Source organism: Jejudonia soesokkakensis (genome assembly GCF_042664795.1).
Lineage (GTDB): Bacteria > Bacteroidota > Bacteroidia > Flavobacteriales > Flavobacteriaceae > Jejudonia > Jejudonia soesokkakensis.
Genome location: NZ_JBHTBN010000004.1, coordinates 54,107 through 73,030 on the forward strand (window position 1 = coordinate 54,107; position 18,924 = coordinate 73,030).

The window sequence follows — 18,924 nt, forward strand, 5'->3', positions numbered from 1 at the left end:
ACGTTTTTGATTTGTATTACGGCGCCATTAAGAAAAGTTTAATGGATTATATCTTTAAAAAGAATAGCAAAATATTCTGAAGCTTTCTTCGGAATTTTTTTACACATAGATTATATTTGTACTCTAAATTTATACTATGTCTTTTACAGATTTATTTGAGAGTGGAGAACACCAGAGAAATGTAGGTCATTTTGCATCGATAGCGAGCATGGCTGCAGTAGATGGAGAACTCAATGCGGAAGAGGAAAAAATGCTTCGCAGATTTGCAAGAAAACTAGATATCGCTGAAAGTGAATATGAGGAGATCTTAAAAAATCCAACAAAGTATCCTATTAATCCGCCAAATGATGCAGACAGAAGGTTAGAGCGTATGCATGATCTTTTTGAAATGATTTTTGCAGATCATGAGATTGATGATCACGAGCGCTTTTTAATTGAGAAATATGCGATTGGACTAGGCTATACGGCCGAACTTGCTTCAAAGTTGATCAAACGTTCTATTGAAATCTATCAGGGAGGACTTGATATGGAAGATTACAGGTACCTGTTGAACAAGAAATAAGCTGTTTAAATAATACTACTGAAGGAGCTTTTCAAGATTATTGAAAAGCTCTTTTTTATGGTAACAGGTTGCATTATGCTTTTTGCATAAATTCTTCTGCTTTTTCGACCATGTTCTTACTGCCACAGAAAAAAGGGACACGTTGGTGTAGCGCAGTAGGTTGAATATCCAGGATGCGTTGGCTTCCATCACTAGCTTTCCCACCGCCCTGTTCTGCTAAATACGCCATAGGATTGCATTCATATAATAATCTTAGTTTACCGTTAGGATCTTTTGAGGTATTTGGGTAGATATAAATTCCGCCTTTAATCATATTTCTATGAAAGTCTGAAACCAGAGAACCAATATATCTCGAAGTGTAAGGTCTGTCACCTTCCTCTGCCTGGCAATATTTAATATAATTTTTTACGCCCTGCGGAAAGTGCACATAGTTTCCTTCATTTACCGAATAAATATGACCATCTTCTGGAAATTTCATATTAGGATGAGATAGATAGTATGTTCCAATGGCAGGATTCAAGGTAAATCCATTCACTCCGTGTCCTGTCGAATACACGATCATGGTTGAGGTTCCATAGACAATATAACCAGCAGCTACCTGCCTATTTCCCGGCTGTAGAAAATCTTCTAACGTGACTGGAGTACCTTCAGGAGTAACTCTTCTATAGACGGAAAAGATAGTACCTACCGAAACATTTACATCGATATTGCTGGAACCGTCTAGCGGGTCTATTAATACGATATACTTATTATCGTTCTTTTTGTTGCGTCCCTGAATAGTAATAAAATCGTCTTCTTCTTCCGAAGCAATACCACAAACAATTTCTCTGTTGGTAAGTGTTTTTATAAAAGCCTCATTGGCATACACATCTAATTTTTGCTGGTCTTCCCCTTGAATATTGGTGTCGCCTGCAGCTCCCAAAATATCAACCAGACCTGCTTTGTTTACTTCATGGTTTACCACTTTTGCGGCCAGTCGTATAGAATTGATCAGCCTCGAAAGTTCGCCAGAGGAGTATTTAAATTCACTTTGATTCTCGATGATAAATTCGCCTAGTGTCTGATTTTTTTTAGCCATGTAGTTGTGTTGTCGTGAATTTGCTGTAAATATCGGGATTTTTAAGAAATACGACCGATATTTGTAGGGTAAACTTTTACCATGGATATACATATAAGGAAAGCCACAAAAGCCGATATGCCTCGTGTTTTAGAACTTATTACAGAACTCGCGGTCTATGAAAAAGAACCCGATGGCGTAAAAATAAAAGTAGACACACTTGAAAAAGAGGGCTTTGGTGCAGATCCCCTTTTTACTTGTTTTGTAGCAGAAGTTAAAGGAATTGTTGAAGGTATAGCTATAGTGTATGATGTTTTTTCTACATGGAGAGGACGTGCTGTACATCTGGAAGATCTTATTGTGACTCAATCTATGCGTGGCAAAGGAATAGGCTTAAAGTTATATTCAAAAGTAATGCAGTATGCCCATGAGAGAGGCATTGTTGCAGTAAAATGGATTGTGCTGGACTGGAATAAACCAGCCATTGACTTTTATGAAAAGTCTGGAGCCATTTTTTACAAGGATTGGTATATCGCCATTATGGAAGAGGAAGGGTTGGCGCAGTTTATAGATAAGTAAAGTTTTAATTTAAAAGATACCCACCTTCGTGGGCATTGTATGAAAGTATTCAAATTTGGTGGAGCATCGGTTAAGGATGCAGAAGGAGTCAAAAATCTGGTGGCTGTTTTAGAAAAAACAGGAGAAAAAAATCTGGTTGTAGTTGTGTCGGCTATGGGTAAAATGACCAATGCACTTGAAGGAGTCATTACCCATTATTTTAAGGATAAAACTCAGGTAGCTTCAGCAATTACCGAAATTTATGAATACCATCATGTTATTTTAAACGGTCTATTTCAAAATACGGCTCATCCAATTTTTAAAAAACTAAAAGATTTTATTATTGAACTTTCTCAATTTTTAGATACTACCAAATCTTCAAATCACTCTTACATTTATGATCAGGTGGTTGGATATGGAGAATTGATTTCTACGACCATAGTTTCCGAATATCTTTCAGAAAATAATATAAAAAACACCTGGTTGGATGTACGTAGTTGTATCAAAACAGATGCAAGTTATCGTGATGCCAGAGTGGATTGGGAGCAAACCCAACAACTTATTTTAGGGACAGTTGAGACCAAGGGAATTACGATTACTCAGGGATTTTTAGGTTCTGAAACCACCAATAATTTCACAACGACCTTAGGACGCGAAGGAAGTGATTATACGGCCGGGATCTTTGCGTATTGTTTAAATGCAGACAGTGTGACGATATGGAAAGACGTCCCCGGGGTTTTGAATGCTGATCCGAGGTATTTTTCAAAAACAACTTTACTTCATCATATTTCTTATAGAGAAGCGATCGAACTTGCATTTTACGGAGCTTCTGTAATTCATCCTAAGACCTTACAACCGTTACAACGAAAGGAAATCCCTTTATATGTAAAATCGTTTTTAAATCCGTTAAACGATGGAACTTGTGTGGGCAAGGGTGTGACTCTGGATCCTTTAACATCTTGTTTTATTTTAAAACAGGAGCTTATTTTGATTTCGTTGTCCTCACTAGATTTTAGTTTTATGATGGAAGATAACATTGGCGATGTGTTTAAATGGCTGCATGAATATAAAATGAAGGTAGAGTTGATACAGAATTCTGCCATTAGTTTTTCTGTTTGTGTATATGACAAATACAACAATTTAGAAGCACTACTTAATAAACTGCGTTCTGTTTTTAAAGTGAAATGGAATGAAAATGTCACATTGTTTACGATTCGGCATGCCACTAAAAAAGGAATTAAAGCATTAACCGAGGGAAAAACTGTACTAGTGAAGCAAGAAAGTCGTGAAACTGTTCAGCTGGTAACAAAGCAGTAATCTTATAGTCTTTGTTTATATTTGTAAAAACACCACCTCAAACAATTATGGGACTTGTCAACGCTAAAGAGATTGCCAAAGCTATAAAAGTCGATAAATTTGGCTTTTTAGGCACTTTTATGGGTTGGTCTTTAATGAAAGTCCTTAATATTTCTACGTGCAATAAAATATACAACCGGAATAAACATTTAAGCGGACTCGAATTTATCAACGCTTTGCTGGATGAATTTGAAGTTGATTTTGAAATTCCTGAAGAAGATCTAAAACGAATCCCTAAAACAGGCGGATTCATTACCATTTCTAATCATCCCTTGGGTGGAATAGATGGTATTTTATTACTAAAAATTTTACTCGAAAAAAGAGAGGATTTCAAGATCATTGCGAACTTTTTGTTACATCGTATCGAGCCGTTAAAGCCTTATGTGATGCCAGTAAATCCTTTTGAAGAACACAAGGAAGCACAAAATAGTGTTACGGGCTTTAAAGCCGCATTAACACATTTACGTGACGGCCATCCACTCGGAATTTTCCCTGCAGGTGAAGTTTCTACACAGAAGGATGATAAAATTATGGTTGATAAACCATGGGAACCTGCCGCAATGAAGCTGGTAAAAAGGGCTGGTGTTCCGGTCATTCCAATTTATTTCCACGGAAGAAACAGCAAATCATTTTATCGCTGGGCAAAAGTGAGTGACACGTTGCGTACAGCAAAATTACCAAGTGAATTGTTGACTCAAAAAGAACGAACCTTGAAAGTTCGTATTGGAAATCCAATTTCAGTTGCCGATCAGCAGGAACATGAAAGCCTTGAAGCCTACACTGCTTTTCTTCGGAAAAAGACGTATGTGTTAGCGAATCCCTTTCAGAAAAAGAAATTACTAGAAAATATTCCTACTACCCTAAAAATACCAAAACCGGTTAGGAAAATTGTAGGCGCAGTATCGGTTGAGGCTATGGAAGCAGAAATTGCTTTGCTTCGGAAAAATGATAAACGATTGCTAGAAAGTAAAAATTATGAAGTCTTTTTGGCTGAAGCTGCTACAATCCCAAACATCCTTGCCGAAATAGGACGCTTACGTGAAATTACTTTTAGAGCGGTTGGTGAAGGAACCAACAATGCTACAGACCTAGATAGTTTTGACAACCATTATCACCATATGTTTTTATGGGATAATGAAGCTCGAAAAATGGCAGGAGCGTATCGAATGGGCTTAGGATCTCAAATCTTTGCGAAGTATGGTATTGATGGATTTTACCTTCAGGATCTTTTCAGGTTTGAACCAGAGTTATTTGATATGATGAGTAAATCTATTGAGATGGGACGTGCTTTTATCATCAACGAATATCAATTGCGTCCTATGCCTTTATTTTTGCTCTGGAAGGGAATTGTTCATACGACCCTTCGATATCCTGAGCATCGCTTTTTAATTGGAGGCGTAAGTATTAGCAATAAATTTTCAGACTTTTCAAAATCGTTAATGATTGAATTTATGAAGTCTAACTATTATGATCCGTGGGTAGCGCAATATATCAATCCGAAGAAAGAATATAAAGTAAAATTAAAGGACGCTGACAAAGACTTTATTTTTGATGAAAGTGAAGCCGATTTAAACAAGTTTGACAAGCTCATTGATGAAGTAGAACCTGGAGCACTCAGGTTACCTGTGTTAATTAAAAAATATATCAAACAGAATGCAAAAGTGGTAGCGTTTAACGTAGATCCCTTGTTTAACAATGCCGTGGATGGATTAATGTACATACGTATTGCCGACTTGCCCGAAAGTACTGTAAAGCCAGTCATGGAGGAGTTTCAAGCAGAGTTAGAACGAAAGTATGCCAACGGGAAAAAAGACGAGGAAGAATAGTCTTATTTTAGATGCCTCTTTTTAATCATACCTCCTTTTGCATCTTTGATACTGTGCATTACAATAAAAGCATTAGAGTCCACTTTATCAATTTCGGTATGAAGTTTAGCAAGTTCCAAACGAGTAATTACTGTGTAAATAATATCGGTTTCTAATAATTTCTCGCCTCGTTTTCCAAAACCACGTTTTCCGTTATAAATGGTACAGCCTCTTCCCATTTTATCTATGATAGCCACCCTTATTTCTTCACTAAAATCTGAAACAATAGTAACACCAACATATTCTTCAATACCAGACACTACAAAATCTACTGTTTTAGAGGCTGCTAAATAGGTTAGCATAGCGTAGAGCGCAACCTCCACAGAGAATGTATACGCCCCCACACTAAATATAATGACGTTAAATACTAGGATTACATCTCCAATGGTAAGGTGTGTCTTTCGGCTAATAAAGATCGCCAGTACTTCTGTGCCATCGATAACTGCACCTCCTCTAATGGCCAATCCAATTCCAGCCCCTAGAAAAAAGCCTCCAAAAACAGCAATGAGTAATTTATCATCTGTTATGGGAGGAATATGAATAAAATGAACTAACACAGCAAGCAGTAAAATTGCTATAAAACTTCGCAATGCAAAGTTTTTTCCTATGGTCGAGTAGGCCAAAAAGACAAAAGGTAAATTAATGGTAACCAGCAAAATGGATAAAGAGATGCCAGAAAATTCGGTTACAATTAACGAGATTCCCGTTACGCCACCATCAATAAAACTATTAGGTAATAAAAATCCATTAAGGCCAATGGAAGCAGAGAAGATTCCAAAACAAATAAGGGCAGAATCTTTTGCTAGGTGAGAAAGTTCAACCTTAGTTTCTTTAAAAATTCGCTCACGGGATTTCTTCGTGCGAACATTAGGCTTATCTAACTTACGTTTAGCCGCTTGCGCTATGATATATTGAAAGAGGTGTAACAAACTATTTTCTTACGAAACTACAAATAATTTAAGGATAAAAAGTACTATCGATACTCTGGATTTTCAAAATTCCAACGTGTACCATCATCCCAATCGGCTCTCGAATTTCCGTAGGAAGGATAGCCACCCTGTTCTTGAAGTAGTTTTGCTAAATGCAGCAAATTGTAGGTCATAAATGTCGTATTGCGATTGGTAAAATCATTACTTTTTGCATTACTTTCTTCGTCATTGTAACTCGGTCCTGGTCCAGCTTCTCCTATCCAACCACAATCTGCCTGAGGCGGAATGCTATACCCTATATGTTGCAAGGCATAAAGCGTACTCATCGCAACGTGCTTAATACCATCTTCATTCCCAGTAATAATACAACCGCCAACTTTTCCGTAGAAATAGTACTGACCTTTGTCGTTTCTTTTTCCACTTTCAGCATACAACCGCTCAATAAGTTTTGTAGCTACCGAAGATTTTTCTCCCAGCCAAATGGGTGTACCTATGACAAGAATGTCTGCAGATTGTACTTTTTTCCAGAGTTCTGGCCATTCGTCTGTTTTGGCACCATGTTCGGTCATGTCGTGATACACGCCATATGCAATATCGTGGTTTACGAGTCGAAGGTATTCTACCGTTACCCCTTCAGATCTCATGATTTTGATCGAAACATCCATGAGTGCCTGCGTATGGCTCATTTGTGGTGTTTTCTTTAGGGTGCAGTTAATGTATAAAGCGTTTAGATTGCTGAAATTAGGTTTTTGTGAAGGCATTTTAGCTATAGTTTTCAGTAAGTTACAAACTTAGATTCAAATAGAGAATTAATTTGTACAAGATTACAATTACTTAAAAGACTAATCGCTGTGTTTTGTCTCGAAGGCTTTGTTTATCACTTTAGTATAAAATATTATCTAGCGTCATATCCAGCCGCTTCTCCATAAGGGTGAACTTACAATCTGAAAAGAAAATTTTATACATTTCTCTTCTAAAAGCACTCAATTCCATACTTGTATAGGTATGCATGTGGACACTTTTATCTATTTTTTTTAGTTTATTCTTTTCAGAATCTTTAGAAAATTCTTGGTAGATTTTTTCAAAAGTCTCTTTAGGAACCTTTGATTGGATCATGCTTATTTCTTCTTGGGTTTCATTGTTATCTGCATTAGCACAAAGTAGTAGAATATAAGTCTGTAGTTCTGTTTTTGTCCATTCAGGAGTTTCGGTTGCCATCTTATTTTGTTTTTAATTAATAGTACAGAGTCAAAGGTAAATTACAGTACTATGAGCATTCCATAGTAAGCTGCAGTAACAAATAACAATATAAGTCCTAGTGCTAGAAATCGTATTGCTCTTTTTACATTTTTAAACTTCCAAGCAGCAATTTTTGATATTATAAATATTTGCTCCCCTAGTTGTCCAAAAAGTTTTTCTTCATCAAGACTTACTTTATGAAAGGTTTTTGAAAATTGCTGTATGTCGCCAAACTTTGAAATTACATCTCCAAAAAAGAATACATTGGGATTAAATTTTCCTTCTATTTTTGGAATAAAGCATCGGATACAAAAGAAAACAGATACTGCCGTACTAGAAACCCACAACCCAATAAGTACATAGAAAACAGTATCGTTGTTAACTGAAGCTAATAAGTTTCCTGTACTTTGATAAATAAAGTTAAGTAATATTCCGTAGAAAGAAAGGATTAAACCAGCTTTCAATTCAGACGCTTTGATGAGGCTAGTTACATAATTGATACTTCCCCAATAATGATCAACAAGATCTTCGGCGTGAGATGGATTCGCTACAAACTTTTTAGCTTCTTCAATTTCTTCATGTGGGTTGTTTTCTTCCATAATGGTAGGTGTTAGGTAATCGTACTTTATTTTGTTCTATACATCATTCCTCCTTACTCCAATACTTGGTACATTGTTAAAGGCTTTGCTTTATTTTTTAACGAAATGCTTCCTATATTTTCACATTGAAAGGATTCTTTTACTTTTCCGTAGCACTCCTCGCAAATCACAATCTGGTTTTCTTTTGCAGCATCCTGTAATCGTGCTGCAGTATTCACAGTGTCTCCAATTACTGTATAATCTAGTCTTTTCAAACTTGAAGAGCCAATGTTGCCAGAAATCATTTCACCACTTTTGATTCCAATAGAAACTTTAGGATTAAACTCTAGCCCACCTTCTTTATCATGCAATTTGTTTATTTGGTTGCGAACTGCCAAAGCAGCGTCTATGGCTCGATCCAAATGGTATTCTCCCCTAAAAACAGCCATGATAGCATCTCCTATAAATTTATCTATATATCCTTCTTGCGCCATAATTTCCTTTACCATCTCATCAAAATAGGAGTTTATCAATTTTACGACGGTATCTGCTGGAGCGTTTTCACTTATGGTAGTAAATCCACAGATGTCTATAAAAATAACGGTTCCTTCTATGGTTTCATTTGCCATAATGGTAGATTCAAACTCTTTATTACCCATAAAGTTGAGTACATTTTCATCTACATACATTTTTAAAATATTGTTTTCTTTAATGGCTTGTAGTGTTTTCTTAATATGAAGTGCATGCTTTAAGGTTTTTTCCATCGTAAGGGTGAGGTCTTCAAAATTGATGGGCTTTGTGATAAAATCGAAGGCACCCCGATTCATTGCCGTTCTTATATTCTCCATATCACCATACGCCGAGACAATCACAGACTTGATCAAAGGACTCAATTCGTTGAGCTTAGAAAGTAGTGTAAGACCATCCATTTCTGGCATGTTGATATCGCTTAAGACAATATCCATTTCAGGTTCTTCGGCAATACGTTCTAAAGCTACTTTGCCATTTTCAGCAAAGAAAAACTCATAGGTTCCCCCACGTATTTCTTTTCTAAACTTTTGTTTGATGAGCGTTTCTAGATCTGCCTCATCATCTACTACAAGTATTTTTGCCATAACTAGTTATTTAGTAATTTGTTTTTCAGCAATTTAAAATCAACGGGTTTCGTTAAAAAATCGTCAGCTCCTAATCGTTTTGCCGTATTGTAATTTTCGTCATCACCATAGGCCGTAATCATCATTACGACTGGGGGAGGTGCTACATAGTTAGATTTTATTTTTTCCAGCAACTCAAGACCACTCATGCCTGGCATGTTAATATCGCTTAAAATTAGAATGGCTTCCTGCTCCAGTGTATCGAGAACTTTTAAGGCATCTTCGCCAGAGAATGCAAACATAAATGTAACATCCCCCGCTTTAATTTCTTTTCTGAAACGTTGCAGGAACAAGTCCTTTACATCTTTTTCGTCATCTACTACTAAAATTTTCATGTCACTTATTTTGGTTAGTTATTAGTTGTATGGTAAAGGTAGTACCTTCATCTTCCTTGGTGTCAACATTTAATTCTCCACCATGAGTCTTAATAATATCGTAGCTCATACTCAAACCCAATCCAGTACCTTGGCCTGTAGGTTTGGTGGTAAAAAAGGGCTGAAAAATTTTTTCAACAACACTTTTAGGTATTCCTGTTCCATTGTCTTTTACTGCTATCTCTACTGTATTTTTTAATTTTTTTGTAGTGACTGAAACGGTGGGTTTATAGTCCTCATTTTCTGAAGCCTTTTTTCGTTCAGCAGTTGCATAAAATGCATTTGTAATCAAGTTTAAAATCACCCGTCCCATATCTTGTGGGATCACATTTATTTTACCGATAGATTCATCAAAATTGGTTTCAAGTGTTGCGTTAAAGCTTTTGTCTTTTGCACGAAGCCCGTGATATGCTAATCGAAGGTACTCGTCTGCCAATTTATTAATATCTGTTGGTTCTTTTTCAGCAGTACTTTTACGACTGTGCTGGAGCATCCCTTTTACAATAGCATCGGCACGTTTTCCATGGTGGTTTATTTTTTCGAGATTTTGTTTTACATCATCTAATATTGCTTTAACTTCTTCCATATCTCCATTTGCCATTTCTTCGTCAATTTCGGCTATTAGTTCGCTACTCACTTCAGAAAAATTATTGACAAAATTTAGAGGGTTTTGAATTTCATGGGCAATACCCGCCGTTAATTCACCCAAACTTGCCATTTTTTCAGACTGAATGAGTTGCGATTGGGTAGCCTTTAAATTTTCAAGCGAGGTTTTTAGAGCTGCCGTTCGTTCTTTTACTTGCTGTTCTAGGATTATGTTTTGATTGGAAAGTAATTCTTTCTTTTCTTCTGTAACCTGCATTACCTTTTTTGCTTCATCTTCTACATTTTTAAGCACCTCCTTTAATCGCATAGAGATAAAAATCATCAACATAAAGGGTGCGCTCAAGATGGTTAATGCAATAATGGGTTTTTCGTATTCATTATAGAGATTCAATGAATATTTGTGAAGACTAATATATACAGTCATTGCAATAATTGGCACTACAATAGAAGCTACTACTGCAAGTTGTGCTCCTTTTATTTTGTTTCGGAATCTTACCAACAAATACCCTAAATATCCTAACATTCCTGTAAAGGCTATCCCAAAAGGCCAAGAGATAGAAAATAAATGAGCAAAAGTACTCGTGCTTATTAATGCAATGAGGATAATGATAGAAATTTTTGAGATTTTGTTTTTTAGCACCCACTCTAGGATAATTAGACCATAAACAACTGTGAATCCTTGAAGAGTAATCATTATTAGAAATCTAATTTTTTCAACTTCGTAGGAGATGTCATAAAAATAAGAATAGAAAAAGCTTATAGCATAAAGTAATACGATGGTGGACATTACAGCGATCAACCAAAAAATTTTCTGCTTCGGATTTAAAACAACCAATAGCCAAAAAAGAAAAAATAACAATGCAGCTATCCCAATGCAAAGTCCGCCGTACCAATAACTGCGCTTGATATCTTTTTCCACCCAATGGGAATACCCAGGACCAGTTAGATTTATAAAATTCTGTAAATTAGTTGACTTTAACCTGAGTTCACGTTGCGTAAAGGTAGTTTCATAATCAACTACATGAACAGCCAGGACATGTTCTTTACCCACTTCTAAATCAATTGGGATGGGATATTTGAGTATAGGATTGTATGCCGTATACGGGTTTCCTGTATTTCCAAAAGCGTACACCAGCTTTCCATCTAAATAAACATCTGTTGCTGCCCAAAGATTACGCGATAGGGAAAGGGGAATTTCTGAAAAGGAACTGTCTATAATAAACGATAACCGAAACCATCCTTCAATGCGCCCTGTTTCATCTTCAAGAGACGTGTCTAGTTCTGTTGGCTTCATTAATTTCCAATCGCTAACATCTATGTCTGCATTTGCCCAACTATCATCATTGCCTTGATGGAACAACCAATTATCTAAAGGTGCTAAAAATATTTGCTCATTTGACCTAAAGTCTGAAGTTGAAATTGGTATCACCCTATCTTGAGCATAACAAGCTACACTACTCCAAAAAGAAAAAATTATGTAACAAAGGTTTCTCATGGAATATTTGGAATTGAAATTATAAATGTTGTTCCCTCGCCCTTTTTTGTTGTTACATTTAACTCTCCTCCATGCCCTTTGGTTACGATATCATAGCTCATAGAAAGGCCTAGCCCTGTGCCTTCACCCGTAGGTTTAGTAGTAAAAAAGGGTTGAAAAATTTTATCTACGACAGCCTTCGGAATCCCATTTCCATTATCTTTTACTGAAATAGTTACTCTATCGTTTTGTTTTTTAGTTGACACAGAAACAGTTGGTTTAAAGTTGTTATCTTCAGTAACATTTTTTTGTTCGTTGGTCGCATAAAAGGCATTGGTAATCAAATTTAAAATAACCCTTCCCATGTCCTGCGGAATTACTTTTACCATGCCAATGCTTTCATCAAATTCTGTTTCTAAGGTCGCGTTAAAACTTTTGTCCTTGGCTCTTAGCCCGTGATAGGCAAGGCGTAAATATTCATCTGCCAGCTTATTGATATTTGTTGGCACTTTTTCGGCAGTACTTTTACGACTGTGCTGTAGCATGCCTTTAACAATAGCATCAGCACGCTTCCCGTGATGATTTATTTTTTCAAGATTTTGTTTAATATCACTTAGAATCGCCTTGACTTCCTCCATATCGCCATTGGCAATTTCATCATCTATTTCATCAATCAATTCATTGCTTACTTCTGAAAAATTATTGACAAAGTTTAATGGATTCTGAATCTCATGAGCTATACCGGCAGTAAGTTCCCCTAAACTTGCCATCTTTTCAGATTGAATCAATTGTTTTTGGGTGGCTTGGAGGTGGCTTAGTGTCTCTTCTAATCGCAGTTTTTCTGTTTTGAGTTTTTGAGACTGTTTTTCTTTTGCCTGAAGGTCAGAAAATCTTTGATAAGCAAACGTAAATACATTTCTGAACCGATTGAGTAGTTCCTTTTCTCGTTCTTTTAATCTTCCAAAGTTTGAAATTCCGATGGCACCATTTCCAAAAGCATATAAATTATAAGATACCGCATCTGCGTTAAAAAGTCTAGGGTCGTCGGCTTCCCCATTTTTTTTACGCATATCTATTAAGTTTTGTAGTGTTTTCCCTTCTAAAATTGTTTCTGAAAACTTTTCGGTAGATGAGGCAATGATCTTTACTTGCTTTTCTAGCACCGGGTCATCGCTGTATGTCATCAAAGTAACTGTTCCGCCCATTTCGTGAGAATAGTCATAATCTAAAAAAGTTTCATCTTCATCGTTATTAATATCTATAATGGTATTCCGAATGTTACTAAAGCCCAATTCCAGTAACTGTTCGTAAAGTACTTGCGCTACCTGAAGCATGTCTTCAGAGGTTTCTAGTCCTAAAGCTACTGTACGCACCTTCTCTAAAGCAATTTCTACTCGGGCTTCCTTAGTTTGGGCTTCAGCTCTTTGTAAATCTTCAAAACGCTTATAAGCCAAATCAAATGCAGCTCCCATTTTAGTTAAAATAGTTTCCATCTCGTCAGATGGCGGATGTAATAAATCGATGACTAATTTTCCATTGTTCAGTTTTTTTACCGCATGATGCAAACGTTCTAACTTTACAGATTTAATAAACTCTTCAACTTCAATAGCAACATCTTGTTTGTCATTTTCTCGCAACCATGCGATGATTCTTTTGAAGTCCTTAGTATTTTGTACTTCCAAAAAGTAATCTTCAGGATTTTCCCAAACACGCTTTACATATAAATGTGGATCTTTCTTTTTGAGCTTAAATGTGATGTCGAATGGTATCTGGTAAACATCGTTACTTTTTTCGAGTGTCGAAAGATCCCACATCCTAACTTTATCTTCGCCCTCGTTGAGAAAAATGGTGGCTGCAATGACATCAGGAATGTCCAAACTCATGACTTCCTCTTTAAGCTTGGCAACAACTTCCATAATCTCTTCAGATTTGTGCATCGCCAAGGCTTTTGCCCTAACACGTTCTACTGCCAAATTTATTTGTGCTTCACGTGTTTGCGCTTCCGCTTTTTGAAGGTCTAAAAAACGCGTATAAGTGCGTTCAAACTCGATACTAAAACGCTGCAGTATTTGACTTTCTTCTTCAGTAATGGCACGTTTAATATTAATTCCGAAACAACCATATTTCATAAAAGCTTCGGCGTAATACAATCCATCTGAAAAATATTTTGGGGTCAATTTTTTAGCGTCTTTTAGCAATTCTTCCCAAGCTGAAAAAAATAGTGTGACCTCCTTGGGTTTGATATGGTGAATATGTACGGGCACACCACTTTCCCAATCTTTAAAACATTTAGCTGTATAGGGTTCAAGCTTATCTAACGGATATACAATGGCCTTACTCTGTATTAATGTACTTCCTTTCTCTTCTGTATTCCATGCTACCCAAAATTGATGTTCGTCTTGGGTTTCATCTGGCAACCATACGTAAGAAAATTCGGTATCTATTCCCAACAGTTTTAGCTGTTCGTGAAATACTTTTGAAGTGGCATCCAACTCTTCTGAACGCTGCATCAACATACTTTGTGTACGTGTGCGTTCTAAGGCTGCTTCAATCTGCGCTTTGCGCACCTGTGTTTCTGCTTTTTGTAAATCTAAAAATCTGGTATAAGTCTGTTCAAAAACTCTTGCGAAACGTTGAAAAATATCGTGGGCTTCAGGGATGCGTTCGTAAGTGATGAATAATAAAAACCCATTTGTAAATTTAGCTAAATGATTGACTTGGAAGCTTGGTAATGCTATATCTGCATTTCTCAATTGCTTAAATGTTTCTTGAAGCTCGGGCAAACTTTGCATATATTGATAATGTTCCTTCAAGTCGTCCCCACCTTGTTCGTAGACAAAAAACTCCTCATTATTTATAATGGCTTCATGCCACGGCTTGAGACTTTTGTGCTCTGTTAACGGCAAGACAAATGGCGACTGTATTTCACCTTCACTACTCATGATACAGGTGCTAGATGTTTTATCTTCTGAAAGGATGTTGTAACCACAGCTCCACGCAGGGATGCCTAATTTCTGTATCTCGGTAAACAAAACATTGGCAGCCTCTGGCAACTCATTACTGTGTTGCATAGCCATGGTACGACTACGCACTTTTTCCAAAGCTGCTTCAATCTGTGCTTCTCGTGCCTGTGCTTCGGCTTTTTTAAGATCCATAAACCGAATATACGCTTGCTCAAATACGTTAGAGAAACGCATTAAAATTTCCTTTTCTTCTTCAGTAGGTAATACACCTGTGTTTGAAGGGATAAGAATTGCTGAATTTTTTTGCCAAGCGAAAGACAGAGTATGTTTGTCGTTATTTAAAATAAATTTCTTAATTTCTTGTGGGAAATGCTTGTAGTCTGAATGCTTAAAAGCATGTTTAAAAAAACTGTTTTTATCTTCTACCGAATATGCTTTTGAAAAATAGGCGTCCCCTTGTTCTTTAGATTTCCAAGCATCGTCAAAAATAACATGATCAAAATAGGGTAAAAGGTATTTGCCTACATGTTTAAAATCTGGTGAGGCAATCCAATGCAACACATTTTTTGAGTCTGGGAAATAGGTGCAAAGTGTAACTCCATTGGCATCTAAAATAACATCTAATTCTTTTAATTTTTCTACTATTACAACAACTACTTCGGTGAGTTCATTGGCATTATGCATCGCTAGGGAACGGGAACGTACTTTTTCTAAAGCCGCTTCTATTTGTGCTTCTCGCACCTGCGCTTCTGCTTTCTTTAGATCTTGAAATCTTATATAAGCCTGCTCAAACGCATGTGTCATTTTGATGGTGATGTTCTTTACATCCTCATTTGGTGGATGTATCATATCGAATGCCAACAATCCATTAGCTAAACGCCCACAGGGATTCCATTGATGGGTAAAATTTCCTTCTGTAATTGCTTTTTTGAACTCTTTGGCAATAGCTGGATTGATTTCTTCCCATTCTTTAACAGCTATATGGAGTCTTTCCAAATCATATTGAAATACCATATAATTTTTGCCTTCCTTCCATTTATTCAGAACTTCTTTTCCAAGCAATTGATATTTGTGAGCATCGTATTTGATAAGTTGGCTCTTTGGGTCACTAATATTTCCAGGTGATGAAAAATCCCACCACGTAAAGACGTCGTTTTCGTCAATAGATAAAATAGAAGCACCTGTAAAGCCGTCTAGTTCTAGATTTTGAACTTGTTTTAAAAGTTCTTGGGTAACTTTTTCAAAGTCGGTCGTAGCATGCATGGCCATTGCTTCTGCTCTTACTCGCTCCACAGCAATTTCAATCTGTGCTTCTCTTGCTTGCGCTTCAGCTTTTTGAAGATCGAGAAAACGTGTATAGGTTTGCTCAAATTCTTTTGTAAACCGCTTAAATATACTGTGCGCTTCAGGATAGTGTTGATGCGTAATAAACATTAAGTGTCCGTGAGAAAAAAACCCACAATGAGTTACTTGAAATTTTGGCAATTCGTATCCCATATTTACAATGGCTCTCATGCCTTCTCCCACAACTGGCAGCGTATCCATATATTTGTAGGTGTTGGCAAGAGACTTGCCTTTAGACTCAAAAATTAAAAATTCGTCACCTTTTCTTTTCGCCTTTCTAATGGTTTTAAAAAAAATGTCTTCTGTTAATGGAATTTTAAATTTAGGTCCCATCTTACCATCTGGCATAGGGTTATAACCTATGAAATATGTGTCGTCATCGTACCATAAACTGTAACCGCAAGACCAAACCTCTATACCTAAATCTTTGATTTGTTCAAAAAGCAACTCCGAAGTTTCTATTAATTCGTCACTATGTTGCATTGCCATAGTACGACTTCGTACTTTTTCTAAGGCAAGCTGAACTTGGGTTTCTCGAGTCTGTATTTCTGCTTTCTCAAGATCGAGAAAGCGGATGTACGTTTGCTCAAAAACTTTTGCAAAACGAATCAAAATAGATTGCATCTCCCCGCTTAGCACTTCTCCTGTGACAATTAATAAATGGCCATATTTAAAATTTGCACTACTCAGCACTAAACAATCTGGTAAATTTTCTAAGGATGATTTTTTCCAAGGTGCGTATTGTGCAATTATTTTATGATGTTCTATATTAGTATCACCTTTAAGTTCAGTGCTGTGAAATGGTTTCATTTTTTGCCAACTCTCATATCTTTCTTTAATATGGTGGTCTGCATCAAAAGGCAGTGTCCAAAAGTTTTTAAAAGACTCTTCATTGGCGTCTGTCATCCAAACATTCCATTGATTTTCTGTGTCATCATTAATAAGATAACCACAGGAGAATGGTGAAATTCCTAATTTGTAAAATTCATGGTAGAGTAATTCGGCAGCCTCTGATAATTCATCACTATGTTGCATAGCCATGGTTCGGCTTCGTACTTTCTCTAATGCCAATTCAATTTGAGTTTCTCTCGTTTGCGCTTCGGCTTTTTTTAAATCTTCAAATCGTTTATAAGCCAAATCAAACACAGAAGCAAAACGAACTAAGATTTCTATAGATGCTTTTGGTGGATTATCTACTTTTCCTGCAATGCTAAAACCAATTTCACCATGTGTTGTACGTGCAATAATAAATGTGAGACCACCAATGTGAAGTATATCTTCTTCAGTAGGCGCATGCGGATCTACCAACTTATACTTTCCATAGGTATTCATTTTTTCGATATAGTCCCATGCGTCCTTACCATTAAGTGCAAGTACAAAATAAGGACTGTTACTTTCTTCCCAAGTGTGAAGCTCCTCTATTTGTTCATGGACGAACTTTGGCACAGTTATGATCATGCCAAGACGATTACCATCTGAAGCTGTCATAGACATTTCGTATGTATCCTTAGTCCATTTCATGTGCCAGAAATAGTCTGCTTGATGACCAAGAGAAAGAAACTCATTACGCATGCTTACAACCACATCGAACAAATCTGAGGATTCTTGCATTGCGGTGACACGGGAACGAATACGTTCTAATGATAATTCAATCTGAGTTTCTCTAGCTTGTTTTTCGGCTTTTTGAAGATCGAGAAAACGACGATGTGCCAAATCGAACGCTCCAGCAAACTTTACCAATATGTCAATATCTTCTTTGGGAGGACTTTTAACCACTCCAGGCAAACTGTATCCAATTTCACCATGCGTAGTGCGTGCCATAATAAATGTGAGTCCGCCTATATGTCGAATGTCATTTTCGGTAGGCGCTTGTGGATCAATGTTTTTAAAATCGCCCAGTGAGACCATTTTATTCACATAATCAATTGCTTCTTCAACATCCATAGCAAACACAACCGTAGGCTTTTTACTTTTTTCCCATTTTGCTAATTGCGGAATGTCTCCATGAATGTGTCTTGGTAGTTGCATCACAAAACCTATTTTGGTGCCATCACCTGAGGTCATCGCTTTTTCGTAGGTTTTGGATTGCCACATCATATGCCAGAAATAGTGAGCTTCGTGTCCCAGCTTAGTAAACTCATTGCGCATGGTCACTACGATATCGAGCAGGTCTGTTGATTCCTTCATGGCAACAGCCTGTGCTCTAATACGTTCTAAGGCTCCTTCAACTTCTAACTCACGGTTTTTTTCTTCTAATTCTTTTGTGCGACGACTAATTGCTTCACGGAGTTGAAGGTTCTCGGCACTTATTTTTTCAAAACCAATAGATTCGCCTTCTTCTGCTTTTGCATCTGGAGTGGAATAATGCTGGTAAATAAACCGCCAGCCTTCTTTATTTTTTTTGAGGGCATTTGAAAATCGGAATCTTCCGTAGAAATTATATTCTTTCCCATTTAAAAACCAGGCATCAAATAGATGGGTAACAAACACTAATTCTTTAAACTTCTCAACAATTTTAGTTTCGTTTCTCAGGTCACATTTCCCAGCTAATTGATCTGCTGTGTTTTCAAAAAAGGTTGTAGTATCTTTCTTGTTTAAAAACTCTTCATTCGCTGTAGAGCCAATAAAATGGTAGTCTTTATCTAAGTATTTATTGTAAGTAGCCACATCGCCATTTAGATAGCTGTGCAGCCAAGTATTGTACACTTTTAAGACTTCAGTCTCCGTTTTCTTGGTGAGGTTCATAAGGGTTAGTTAACAGCACTCAAGTTACGTTATATTTTTGAAAATCAGATACGTGTAAATACGGATATTTTATATGTTTTGAACTTTAGTAACTTCAGTCATTTACTTCTTGAAAACGTA

Annotated in this window: 13 protein-coding genes; 4 read left to right on the forward strand and 9 right to left on the reverse strand. The window is 36.7% G+C overall.

All coding sequences use genetic code 11. The features are described 5' to 3' along the window. The first annotated feature begins 136 nt into the window (after positions 1-136). A complete protein-coding gene (locus ACFQO1_RS08785) occupies positions 137-562 on the forward strand; it encodes a tellurite resistance TerB family protein (protein ID WP_380217640.1) in 426 nt (141 codons plus the stop codon). Positions 563-635: 73 nt separating this feature from the next. Here ACFQO1_RS08785 and fbp read toward each other — a convergent pair whose 3' ends face one another. Next, entirely contained in the window at positions 636-1,640 is a 1,005-nt protein-coding gene (fbp, locus tag ACFQO1_RS08790) for a class 1 fructose-bisphosphatase (RefSeq protein ID WP_380217641.1), read from the reverse strand. Between the two features lie 81 nt (positions 1,641-1,721). Between fbp and ACFQO1_RS08795 the strand changes: the two genes are divergently transcribed. Genes ACFQO1_RS08795 through ACFQO1_RS08805 form a run of 3 tightly spaced genes read left to right on the forward strand, consistent with a single transcriptional unit; the run spans position 1,722 to position 5,359 of the window. After that, positions 1,722-2,198 (forward strand): GNAT family N-acetyltransferase, encoded by a 477-nt coding sequence (locus ACFQO1_RS08795; protein WP_380217642.1) that lies wholly within the window; start codon positions 1,722-1,724, stop codon positions 2,196-2,198. A 39-nt stretch (positions 2,199-2,237) separates the two neighbouring features. Then, positions 2,238-3,494, forward strand: coding sequence for an aspartate kinase (locus ACFQO1_RS08800; RefSeq protein ID WP_380217643.1), 1,257 nt, complete (start codon positions 2,238-2,240; stop codon positions 3,492-3,494). A gap of 47 nt (positions 3,495-3,541) precedes the next feature. After that, a complete protein-coding gene (locus tag ACFQO1_RS08805) occupies positions 3,542-5,359 on the forward strand; it encodes a GNAT family N-acyltransferase (protein WP_380217644.1) in 1,818 nt (605 codons plus the stop codon). Positions 5,360-5,361: 2 nt separating this feature from the next. Here the strand turns inward: ACFQO1_RS08805 and ACFQO1_RS08810 are convergent, their stop codons facing one another. The 8 genes from ACFQO1_RS08810 to ACFQO1_RS08845 all read right to left on the reverse strand — a co-directional run bounded on the left by ACFQO1_RS08810 (position 5,362) and on the right by ACFQO1_RS08845 (position 18,804). Further along, positions 5,362-6,327, reverse strand: a complete 966-nt coding sequence (locus tag ACFQO1_RS08810; RefSeq protein WP_380217645.1) for a YitT family protein — start codon at positions 6,325-6,327, stop codon at positions 5,362-5,364. A gap of 44 nt (positions 6,328-6,371) precedes the next feature. After that, positions 6,372-7,088, reverse strand: a complete 717-nt coding sequence (locus tag ACFQO1_RS08815; protein WP_380217646.1) for a flavodoxin family protein — start codon at positions 7,086-7,088, stop codon at positions 6,372-6,374. A 121-nt stretch (positions 7,089-7,209) separates the two neighbouring features. After that, positions 7,210-7,545 (reverse strand): hypothetical protein, encoded by a 336-nt coding sequence (locus tag ACFQO1_RS08820; RefSeq protein WP_380217647.1) that lies wholly within the window; start codon positions 7,543-7,545, stop codon positions 7,210-7,212. Positions 7,546-7,586: 41 nt separating this feature from the next. Further along, positions 7,587-8,165 carry a Pycsar system effector family protein gene (locus ACFQO1_RS08825; protein ID WP_380217648.1) on the reverse strand — a complete coding sequence of 193 codons (579 nt, stop codon included), beginning with the start codon at positions 8,163-8,165 and terminating at the stop codon, positions 7,587-7,589. Positions 8,166-8,218: 53 nt separating this feature from the next. Next, positions 8,219-9,259 (reverse strand): adenylate/guanylate cyclase domain-containing protein, encoded by a 1,041-nt coding sequence (locus ACFQO1_RS08830; protein WP_380217649.1) that lies wholly within the window; start codon positions 9,257-9,259, stop codon positions 8,219-8,221. Between the two features lie 2 nt (positions 9,260-9,261). Then, positions 9,262-9,633 carry a response regulator gene (locus ACFQO1_RS08835; protein ID WP_380217651.1) on the reverse strand — a complete coding sequence of 124 codons (372 nt, stop codon included), beginning with the start codon at positions 9,631-9,633 and terminating at the stop codon, positions 9,262-9,264. 1 nt (position 9,634) lies between these two features. Further along, on the reverse strand, positions 9,635-11,773 hold the full coding sequence (locus ACFQO1_RS08840; RefSeq protein WP_380217652.1) for a sensor histidine kinase: 2,139 nt from the start codon (positions 11,771-11,773) through the stop codon (positions 9,635-9,637). Beyond that, positions 11,770-18,804 (reverse strand): ATP-binding protein, encoded by a 7,035-nt coding sequence (locus tag ACFQO1_RS08845; protein ID WP_380217653.1) that lies wholly within the window; start codon positions 18,802-18,804, stop codon positions 11,770-11,772. The genes ACFQO1_RS08840 and ACFQO1_RS08845 overlap by 4 nt, the downstream gene beginning before the upstream one ends. Positions 18,805-18,924 lie beyond the last annotated feature (120 nt).